Genomic DNA, 10127 nt, shown 5'->3' with positions numbered 1-10127 from the left:
GAGGCTGCCGCAGCGACCTAGACAAGGCCTCTGTCAAAATCGCTGCGGCAGCCTCAACTGCTCAACCCCTCAACTACTTCATTTTACCATAAAGATATTCCAGAACCTTACCTGTTGTGGCTTCACCAGACAGGCGGAAATCGTCTTTTGCACCACGGTATCTTTTGGCTACCCCATTATTGGTATCATCAGGGGAAGCACCCTGGCGACTTTCTGCTCCAATGAGTTCTTTAGGACCATAGTAAAAACGATTTTGAACAAAACCATTTTCAGTTAAAGCAAGTTCCTTAAGGTACACTGGTCGGCGATCCTTGAGGTAGTACCAGCTTTCCAGTTTTGGTGCTTTGCAATAAACCATTTGTGGCATTCCCTCGTAGGAGTAGACCATTACTTCGGTTTTTTCGTTGCCATTAAAGACATAATTGGGACCAGCCACGTTCATGCTATCCATTACTCCTTCAATGGTTTTGATCAGTTTTTCGACCTCAGCAATCGATTCGGGACCGGTAATGGGTGGCGCATCCACTTCAAATACGTCATTGGGCCCCAAAACTTTGGACTCGTCGTTTTTTCCGTCATTTTTGCAGGCAACGAAGCCCAGCAAGAGCAATAAACTCAATAGTAAAAAGCTTTGATTTTTCACTTTGATCAATTTAAAAAGAAAAAATTTGGGCGAAGTTAAGATTATTTCTCCATCCCACCACTTCGTCCGGGCGCAGTTGCAGAATAAAGGATTAACGCTGAATAAGCGGGAACCAACACACCAGAGTTCCGAATTACGGGTGGATTTTTGACATCGATGGCCATGCCGTTGCCCACTACTTTCCATTCGGAATAGGGCAAAATCACAGGGTGAACCTTATCCGAACCATTGTAAATCACTGCGATGGTATGCCAGGGATCTCCATTGGCATGATTGGAAATGAGAAAAGCGGTTAGGTTATCGTCCTCCGTAGGGATGAACTTTAAGTGTTCCCGAATCATGGCAGCAGAGGTCATACGGAATGCCGGATGGCTTTTGCGCAGGGCGATCAGGTTTTTGGTGTAATCAAAAATATCTTTGTATTGGTATTTACGGGTCCAATCCAGCTGGTTGATTTCGTCAGGTTTGTTGTAAGAGTTTTCTTCCCCTTTTTTGGTAACCACCATTTCGGTTCCAGCATGCAGGAAGGGCACTCCTTGTGCAGTAAGTACCATGGATAAGGCCAGCCGGTACATTTTAATACGCTCCTCATCCAACAACATGGGGTTGTTGATGGCCAGGCGATCCCAGAGGGTATGATTGTCGTGGCAGGAAGCGTAAGTGATGGTTTGATCTGGGCCATTTGCCCAGGGGGCTTTCGAATAGTTGATTTTGGAATAATCCACTTCGGGGTGCCAGGTGGAGGCCACCACACCAAATTTTACACTCTCTTTCAAACCAGCTTTACCGCTGACAAATCCTTTATCGGTAGGGGTAAACACATGACCCCGAATGGCATCGCGCATGTCGTCGCTAAATGCCGCCACTTTGTTCAACTTGGGTACATTGGCTTTAGTGGCTTTTTGCTCATCGGGTAGGGGAGAGGCTCCTGCTGTCCAGCCTTCGCCATATAGGTATATGGTCGGATCAAGGGCATGTACCGCTTTACTGATCTGGTTCATGGTTTCAATGTCGTGGATACCCATGAGGTCGAAGCGGAAACCATCGACGTGGTATTCCTTGACCCAGTGCAACACGGATTCGATGATGAATTTGCGGACCATTGGGCGTTCAGAGGCAGTTTCATTGCCACATGCTGAAGCATCCGAAAACCCACCTTTGTCGTTTTGGCGGTAATAATAACCAGGTACCAATTGGTTGAAGTTGGAAGGCCCAGTTACTCCAGTGTGGTTGTACACGACGTCCATCACCAGGCGGATTCCTGCATTGTGCAAGGCACTCACCATTTGTTTGAACTCGCGGATGCGCACAGCCCCATCAGCCGGATTGCTGCTGTAACTCCCTTCGGGTACATTGTAGTTTTGAGGATCATAGCCCCAGTTGAACTGAGGCTCGTTGAGTTTGGACTCATCGACCGATAAGTAATCAAAAACGGGTAACAAATGTACGTGGGTAACACCCAGCTCTTTGAGGTGCTCGAGCCCGGTGAACTGCCCTTCAAGATTGCGGGTTTTTTCCTCGGTCAGGCCCAGGTATTTGCCTTTGTTGCTGATGCCTGAGGAAGGGTGGGTTGATAAATCTCGCAGGTGCAATTCGTACAAAATGATATCGGTCGGATTTTTGAGATTGGGGCGGGTATCGTAATTCCAGCCGGAAGGGTTGGTCGTTTTTAAATCCACAACCTGGGCTCTTTTGCCGTTGGTACCTACCGCGTAAGCATAAGGATCGGGAACCTCATCGTACCATTTGCCACCTATCTCGGCTTGAAAGGTATAGTATCGCCCCTGTAAATTGCCTTTGACGGTCGCCACCCAGGTACCTTGGGGGCCTCTTTTCATTTTTACCGTTTTCCTTGCTTTTCCACCCAGACTCTGCTCGTAAAAGCGAAGAACAAGCTGAGCTGCAGGGGGGGACCAGACCTTGAAGGTGGAAGACTTGGCAGTATAAGTAAGTCCGAGATCAGTACCCTCGTAAACGGGGTAATCATTGAAGTTTTCGGTGGGTTGGTCCATTGCGGCAATGGACAGGAGACTCAGGATCATCAATCCAAATTTTGCTAATCTATTCCTCATAACCAAACGGTTTTTTGATGAGGTAAAACTAGCAAAATTTGGAGCGATATGGAAAATAAGGTTTAACCTTGATTGACAACTTTTCCACTGGCACCTTTGACATCGGTTGGTGACAGTGAGCCGCCGTATGGCTCTAAAGAGATGGCGAAAGCTTCGGGTTTGTTCTGGAATTCAAAAGTAATCAGGCCTTTTTGTAGGGCCTCCCAATCCACGACACCAACACTGACCGGTTTACCTTTGACGAAGGCCCATAATTGATATTGCTTGTTTTTGCCCGGATTAGCGAGTTTTAACAGTTTTAAATGAGCCAATCGAACCTTCTTGTCCCAATATACAGCTGCAATAGGTTGATCAGCAGCATTAACCGTTAACTTCTCCGCGCAACAAACATCGTCCAGTTCATCCAATGCTTTTTGCGCAGCTTGTAACTTGTTGCCCAATGCTTGCTGATTCGAGCGTAGATCTTCAGTCGTTTTTTTCAGTGTGGCCAGTTCTTGTTGTACCGACTGCTTCCCAATATACATCCAGGCTGCCAAGGCCAACCCCACTACTGCCGCAGCCATTGGCCACAGAATCGACAAGGTACGTTTGGGGAGCGTTGTTACAGTGATTGGAGCAGTTGCAACTTCACCAGGAGCAGTAGCGGCCATGATATTGGACAAAATATGATCAGGTGGTGTTAAACCTTCCAGGGTATGGTAAGTTCCCATGGCCTCTTCCACCTCAGCGATTTCTTCCCGAATTTCTGGATATTGGGCAGCAAGTTTTTCGACCTCCTCCCTTTCTGCGTCACTCAATTGATCCAAAACATACATTTCTATGACGCCACTATCCAAATATTCCTGAATATTGAATTTTTCCACTTGTTAGAGGATTAATGGTTATTTATTCATCAAGAGACAACAAACCTGTTTAAAACGATCCGCACTTGAGCGGTAGAAACAAAAGTCCTTGGTTTGCCTATACTCTTTTGGGTTCACAAATTCTCGAATTACAAATTTTCATTGCGCAAAATTTTGCGCAACTCGCCAATTGCTGCACGGGCACGTGTTTTTACGGTGCCCAGGGGGATCCCCAGCAGTTCTTCAACTTCGGATTGTGTATAATTTTGGTAATACAACAAGTCAATCATTTGACGGTGACGTTCATCCAGTCGGTCGAGCACTTTGCGCAAACCCACATCGGGAATTAGCGCTTCAGATTTGGGGCCTTTAGTATCAGATACGAAGTTATCCATTTGATCGGTTTTCGATCGTTGTGAAACCACGCGTGATCGGGTGTGGTCCAATGCCGCATTTTTAGCAATGCGCATCATCCAACCCAGTAGAGACCCCTTGTCTTCCTGATACTGATTTCCCCGCTGCCATATCTTGATGAACACGTCCTGGAGTATTTCCGACGCATCTTCCTGATTTCCTATAGTCTTTACGATTAATCCATAAAGTGCCGAAGAATAACGTTGATAGAGCAAAGGGATTACAGCACGGTCACCATTTTTGACCATTAGAATGAGTTGGTGATCGGGAATTGTGATTTTTTGTTCCATAAAGTAATTTGTCAGACGCTGCAACAAAACAGAGCCGGGAACTTGTTCATAAGATTTTTCAGAATGCTTGAAATTTTTTTAAACACTCCATTTGTTGCATTTCATAAAGGCAAGTTAAAAAAATTAGTAGTTTAGGCCAAAGTTTTGCATATTAATTGAGAAAACCGTTGGCAATTGAACAATTCCGACTTTTTTAACACCACCTTTGGGGCTTAGTTTTCTTGTGTGGCCAGTAATTTGCGGGCATCCTTGGAAAAAAAAGAGTTGATGTACTGGATACATTCTTTTTTACCATCCTCACTTAAAAGGGGGAAACTTTCGATGTATTGAATGAAGCCTTTTTGTTTCCCATCGTACAAGTTCATGGTATGTTCCCAAATGGCTTTCTCTGCCTTATAGCCTAAAAATGCCCGTTGTTTGACGTTCTGAAGGTTTGTACCTGAGGCAGGTACAGCATATGCAGCGTTTACAAATCCGCTGAAATCAAAATCATGGGGAATAACCACCATTTTGCCTCCAGTGGATGGCTGAAAATACTTGACATTTTTTTGACCTCTAGAGATGCTCCAATCCGTATTGCCAATCAAGTACTGAAAAACGGAAACGCTGTTTTCACTCTTTGGATCGATAGCATCTTGCTTAATGACAAAACAATTTTTACATTCTGTGAGGCCCAGGCGTTCGGATAATTCGCCATCATCCTCTAAGATAAAAGCAAATCGTACAATCTGTTGATCGGGGTTATTGGCATTGATGTAGGTTACCTTCAGCAGTTGAGTACGATAGCTATAGGGAGAAATTTGTTGGTATAAGCCATAAACCAGGTATTCCCTAAGTAAGTTCTCATCTTGTTTGGGACCATCAAAACAATGGGTTACCCATTTCAGGTCGTTAAAATGGGCTAAGCCTTTAGCCTCTAAGTCTGTTTTGGAAAAAACAACTTTGAGGGGAGGGAATTCACAAAAAAGTCGGCGGTAGCGGCCCCGGACTAAAAGTTTCACATTCCAGGAGACTGAATCTCCATTGGCCTTTTTGTACTTTAACAGGCCTGGAAACGACTCATCCTTTTTACGCAACTTGTTAATGGATTCAAAATCCATAATCATGGTTACTTCTTGGTTGACAATTTGCCCAAGTGTTTGGAATATGGAAGAATTTTGAGCACTTAGTGCGCCAGATACCAACAAGGACAGGATGACCAGTAATGTAAAAAAACGAGATTGATAAATGTGAGTTCCCATGTTAACCGTTAAACTGGTGAGCAAATTAAAGAATAAGACCGAAGAACAGGAAGCAAGGATACTAAAGGAATTGTTAAGATAAAAATTGAACTTGGCTGGCAATGCCGGCAAATTTTTATCTTTGTTCCCCAATTTAGCATTTTTTTAAACCGTTCAATTGAAAATAATTGGTTATTTTCCCCAAATTTAATCTGGAGATGCGATGTTGAGAAGATTGCTACAAAAAATATCGGGTAAAATGTTGCTACTGGGTAGCCTGAGTTTTCTGTTTTGGGCTTGTGGGAGCACGGCGCCTGTTGAAAACACCCTGCCCGAAAAACCCAAAAATGTCATTTTACTAATTGGTGATGGTATGGGTTTGTCCCAGATCAGCGCAGCCATGTTCAGCAACAATGCTAAACTCAATCTAGAACAAATGCCCGTATTGGGTTTTCATAAATCCTATTCCTATGATGATCTGGTGACCGATTCAGCAGCTGGAGCTACCGCTTTTGCCTGTGGCATCAAAACCTTTAACGGCGCCATTGGAGTGGATAAGGACACGCTGGGGGTAAAAACGATTCTAGAAGAAGCCGAAGAAAATGGCATGGCTACTGGCTTGATTGCCACTTCCACCATCGTTCATGCTACTCCTGCAGCCTTCATTGCCCATGTGGTATCCCGGGAGCAGTATGAGGAGATTGCAGTGGACATGTTGAAAACCCCGGTAGATCTTTTGATTGGTGGTGGTAAAAAATATTTTGACCGCCGGGAAATCGACAACCGTAACCTGTACGAGGAGTTTGCACAAAAGGGGTATAAAGTAACCGACTATTCCCAGGAGGATTTACATGAAATGCGTTGGGATCCAAACGAGAGTTTATTGTACCTCACTGCCGACAAACACCCCCTTAATGTTGGCGCCGGGCGTGATTATTTGCCCTTTGCTACCCGACGTGGTTTGGAGTTTCTGGAAAAACGCGGCAAAGACAAGGGATTTTTCATCATGATAGAGGGTTCACAAATCGACTGGGCCTGTCATGCCAACGATGGGAAACTAGCCATTAAGGAAGCGCTGGACTTTGACCGTGCTGTTGGGGAAGCCTTAAACTTTGCACGCTCCCGTGGCAATACCCTCGTGATTGTTACAGCAGATCACGAGTGTGGAGGTATGGCGCTCAACCCAGGTTCCAAAATGAATAAAATTGAAACGGCTTTTACAACCATCAATCATACCGCAAGTATGATTCCGGTATTTGCCTATGGTCCGATGTCAAAACAATTTGCCGGGATTTTTGAAAACACTAGCATCAATCAAAAAATGCGCAGAGCACTGGGCTTTGTTGAACAAAAAAGCCCTGCTTTTCAAGGAAGTGCAAAAGGCCAGGAAAAACCATAAACTTGGCCAAATGTAAAAAGTCGAGGCCTGATACAAGATTTTTCCCTCTAAACTGAACAATTCAAAAGCTGTTTTATTATAAATGAGCTTTTGGAAACAACTTTCGTTGCGCGCTTGTCATCATAGGATGACTAAATCGTGTAGCAGGTGTAAAATATAGTTTTATGAATGTTGAAACCTTGGAAAATTTGCAATTAATCAAGGAAAGTGCCCGTGATTTTGCAGAAACCTACATTCGACCCCACGTTATGGAATGGGACGAAGCCTCTCATTTCCCGGTGGATTTGTTTCACCAGATGGGCCATTTTGGCTTTTTGGGTGTATTGGTGCCGGAACATTATGGCGGAGCAGGATTGGGATATCAGGAATACATTACGGTTATTGAGGAAATTGCACAAGTATGTGGATCAATAGGCCTATCTGTTGCTGCGCATAATTCGCTGTGTACCAACCACATTCTGGCCTTTGGCAACGAAGAACAAAAACACCAATACCTGCCCAAATTAGCTTCTGGAGAGTGGATTGGCGCCTGGGGACTTACCGAACCTAATACCGGTAGCGACGCTGGCCGGATGAAATGTGTTGCCGAACGAGATGGTGATTATTATGTCATCAATGGCAGTAAAAACTTCATTACCCATGGTGCATCCGGCAATGTTGCCGTGGTGATCGTGCGTACCGGAGAATTGTTGGACAGCCACGGGATGACCGCCTTTGTGGTGGAGAGAGGCACCCCAGGTTTTTATGCGGGCAAAAAAGAAAACAAATTAGGCATGCGGGCTTCCGAAACTGCCGAGATGATTTTTGACAATTGCCGGGTGCATAAAAGTCAAATCCTTGGAGAAGAAGGAGAGGGATTCATTCAATCCATGAAAATCCTGGATGGTGGACGTATTTCTATCGCAGCGCTTTCTTTGGGCATTGCCAAGGGGGCTTACCTAGCCTCTTTGAAGTACGCCAAGGAGCGTCAGCAATTCGGCCAAGCCATCGCCAATTTCCAAGCCATCAGTTTTAAACTAGCAGATATGGCCACCAAAATTGAAGCATCTGAACTTCTGGTGCGCCAAGCAGGTGAATTGAAAGACGAAGGCGAAAATGTCACCAAACTTTCAGCGATGGCCAAATACTTCGCTTCTGAAACTGCCGTAGAGGTATCCACCGATGCCGTGCAGATTCATGGCGGTTATGGTTATATTAAAGATTTTCCAGTGGAGAAATTTTACCGAGATGCCAAATTGTGCACCATTGGTGAAGGCACCAGTGAGATTCAGAAACTGGTGATTTCGAGGGAAATACTTAGAGGAAAGTGATGAATGATGAGTGATAAGTGATGAATTGTAGCTGTTCTAGAATTCATCACTTATCACTCATCGTTCATCATTTTTTACATCAATCTTGCCAAATCCCTTACCAAAATCTTACCTCTGTTGAAATAAATCAGATCGGATTTGCGCAATTCATTGAGTACCAAAGTGACGGTTTGGCGGGAAGTACAAGTGATGTTGGCAATATCCTGATGGGTAAGGGAGTGCCTTAGTAGCATTTCGTAACCAACCCGTTGCCCACGATCAGAAACCGAGTCCTTGATGAAATCTACAATCCGGGTACGGGCGTCTTTAAAAATCAGGGATTCCATTTTTTGCTCAGCCAAACTCAAGCGACTACCCAGATAAAGCATGACCCGGTTGCACAATTCAAAGTTTTGGCGCATCAAGCGGCGGAATTCTTCCACTTTAATGGCAAACAAAACAACTTCTTCCTTCATTGCCTGGGCAAATTCCTGACGACGCACTTCGCCAACCAGCCCAAGTTCCCCAAACATGGCCAAAGGATGGATAAGGGCTTTGATGACTTCTTTGCCATCATGAGAAGTAGCCCCAATTTTGATGGCTCCTTCTGCCAATAAATAGAGTACTTCAGAACTTTCGCCAGCTTCATATACGAAGCCATAGCGTGCCTTTTCGCGATGCTCCATCACGTTGGCCAATTGCATTTTTTCCTCGGGGCTAAGGCAGGAAAACAGGGGATAACGCTCAATGAAAGCCATTTTGGCTTCTAAACTATTGCCCAAATTCTTTTTGCGGGTATTGCTGGCGTATATGGTCATGAGTCAAGAGTTTTTTCAAGTGGAGATTATTTTGAATCAACACAACCTTGACACATAAGAATTGGCTTACCCCCATGCCAATGGACATTTTTTTGGGAAAAATGAAAAAAAAGGAAAGAAAGTCATTGAATGGTGAAAAAAAAGATAAAAGCTTATTGTGGCTTTAAGCTTACCACTTTTTCGGCCTGGCTATAACCTGCAAATACGCCTTGCCCATTGCGGATATTGTTGAATAGGACTACTGGATCGGAGAAAGGTTGGTCACTATTGTTCTGTTGACGGCTAACGGTAGAGTGAAACAGGTAATATTCTTCTGATACCGAGCGCAGCTCTACAATCATCTCGTCGAGATTTGGTACCCCTGCGGGCATTCTAATGCTAATTGGAACTGGAATTCGGATCGAATTACCGTCGATGGGTTTGTCTTCAATTAAAAATCCACCGTCATAATTGGCGACGATATAGTTGGTATTGATGACAGAGCTGAAAGACAATTTTTTAATTTGTTCTACTTGTTCTATTCCGTCTTTTTGTACAACAACATTTTTTTGAAAAACATTGACGTGGTAGAAATTGCGCTCCAGGCGGGGATCGGTGAAATAAATGGACAAATCGAAGGAATAACGAACGTATCCAGGGTCATCCGGAGCGGAGCTCAGCTTTTCTATTTTTACACTGTCCAAATTGACCCTTTCCGGGATTCTACTGGTTGCAGTAACCGTTCTGAACCCTTTAGCAGATACTTTAACAGTATAATCCACTCCTACACGTGGCTTTAGTAATTCGCTGGTGTAAAAAGGCGTTTTTGCCTCCCGAGTATCATTTAGACTTAACTTTTCCAGTAAGAGGCCCGATTCCCAGATTTCTACCGTTGCATAGTTGATGTATTCCGTAGGTCCATTGTCCAATGGAGATTGGCTTTTGGAAACTTGCACCTGAATGCCGTCCAAAGTGTTGAAATTAGAAATAACTACCAAGCTGGGAGTGTAATTTTCCAGAGGCAATTGAGGCTTTTCGCAAGCAAACAATTGGAGCAAAAGCCCCATCAATACTATGCCATTTAGATGTCTTTTCACATTAAACCATTATTGTATGCTGAAATGACGGTAAAAAAGACGCACAGGTTGGCCTTTTTTGTAA

The 10127-nt window shown here is 44.3% G+C and carries 9 protein-coding genes; 2 read left to right on the top strand and 7 right to left on the bottom strand.

Going from position 1 to position 10127, the window contains the following annotated elements:
* Window positions 1-73: 73 nt before the first annotated feature.
* The 5 genes from SFV55_RS14435 to SFV55_RS14415 form a co-directional block, all read right to left on the bottom strand.
* Window positions 74-643, bottom strand: coding sequence for a hypothetical protein (locus SFV55_RS14435; protein ID WP_320030221.1), 570 nt, complete (start codon window positions 641-643; stop codon window positions 74-76).
* A 41-nt stretch (window positions 644-684) separates the two neighbouring features.
* On the bottom strand, window positions 685-2715 hold the full coding sequence (pulA, locus tag SFV55_RS14430; protein ID WP_320030220.1) for a type I pullulanase: 2031 nt from the start codon (window positions 2713-2715) through the stop codon (window positions 685-687).
* Between the two features lie 62 nt (window positions 2716-2777).
* On the bottom strand, window positions 2778-3578 hold the full coding sequence (locus SFV55_RS14425) for an anti-sigma factor domain-containing protein (protein ID WP_320030219.1): 801 nt from the start codon (window positions 3576-3578) through the stop codon (window positions 2778-2780).
* A gap of 128 nt (window positions 3579-3706) precedes the next feature.
* Window positions 3707-4261 carry an RNA polymerase sigma factor gene (locus SFV55_RS14420; protein ID WP_320030218.1) on the bottom strand — a complete coding sequence of 185 codons (555 nt, stop codon included), beginning with the start codon at window positions 4259-4261 and terminating at the stop codon, window positions 3707-3709.
* 212 nt (window positions 4262-4473) lie between these two features.
* Complete coding sequence (locus SFV55_RS14415; protein ID WP_320030217.1) at window positions 4474-5502, bottom strand: hypothetical protein; 1029 nt, start codon at window positions 5500-5502, stop codon at window positions 4474-4476.
* Between the two features lie 202 nt (window positions 5503-5704).
* Here SFV55_RS14415 and SFV55_RS14410 point away from each other — a divergent pair, with 202 nt between their 5' ends.
* Both SFV55_RS14410 and SFV55_RS14405 read left to right on the top strand, forming a co-directional pair.
* The gene (locus tag SFV55_RS14410; RefSeq protein ID WP_320030216.1) at window positions 5705-6880 is read left to right on the top strand and encodes an alkaline phosphatase; all 1176 of its coding nucleotides are present in this window, start codon (window positions 5705-5707) and stop codon (window positions 6878-6880) included.
* Between the two features lie 164 nt (window positions 6881-7044).
* Window positions 7045-8190 (top strand): acyl-CoA dehydrogenase family protein, encoded by a 1146-nt coding sequence (locus tag SFV55_RS14405; protein ID WP_320030215.1) that lies wholly within the window; start codon window positions 7045-7047, stop codon window positions 8188-8190.
* 74 nt (window positions 8191-8264) lie between these two features.
* Here the strand turns inward: SFV55_RS14405 and SFV55_RS14400 are convergent, their stop codons facing one another.
* Both SFV55_RS14400 and SFV55_RS14395 read right to left on the bottom strand, forming a co-directional pair.
* Window positions 8265-8987 carry a Crp/Fnr family transcriptional regulator gene (locus SFV55_RS14400; RefSeq protein WP_320030214.1) on the bottom strand — a complete coding sequence of 241 codons (723 nt, stop codon included), beginning with the start codon at window positions 8985-8987 and terminating at the stop codon, window positions 8265-8267.
* Between the two features lie 152 nt (window positions 8988-9139).
* Entirely contained in the window at window positions 9140-10063 is a 924-nt protein-coding gene (locus tag SFV55_RS14395; protein WP_320030213.1) for a DUF4249 domain-containing protein, read from the bottom strand.
* Between the last annotated feature and the right edge of the window lie 64 nt (window positions 10064-10127).

The sequence above is a fragment of the Haliscomenobacter sp. genome (assembly GCF_033763495.1).
In the GTDB taxonomy this organism is placed as follows: Bacteria; Bacteroidota; Bacteroidia; order Chitinophagales; family Saprospiraceae; genus Haliscomenobacter.
Note: the sequence above shows the minus strand (reverse complement) of the source record. Positions and strands in the feature narration are given on the sequence as shown.

Excerpts from the sequence above, each read along its gene's own strand:
- pulA (WP_320030220.1), bottom strand. The coding sequence starts at position 2,715 with ATGAGGAATAGATTAGCAAAATTTGGATTGATGATCCTGAGTCTCCTG.
- SFV55_RS14420 (WP_320030218.1), bottom strand. The coding sequence starts at position 4,261 with ATGGAACAAAAAATCACAATTCCCGATCACCAACTCATTCTAATGGTC.
- SFV55_RS14415 (WP_320030217.1), bottom strand. The coding sequence starts at position 5,502 with ATGGGAACTCACATTTATCAATCTCGTTTTTTTACATTACTGGTCATC.
- SFV55_RS14410 (WP_320030216.1), top strand. The coding sequence starts at position 5,705 with ATGTTGAGAAGATTGCTACAAAAAATATCGGGTAAAATGTTGCTACTG.
- SFV55_RS14405 (WP_320030215.1), top strand. The coding sequence starts at position 7,045 with ATGAATGTTGAAACCTTGGAAAATTTGCAATTAATCAAGGAAAGTGCC.
- SFV55_RS14400 (WP_320030214.1), bottom strand. The coding sequence starts at position 8,987 with ATGACCATATACGCCAGCAATACCCGCAAAAAGAATTTGGGCAATAGT.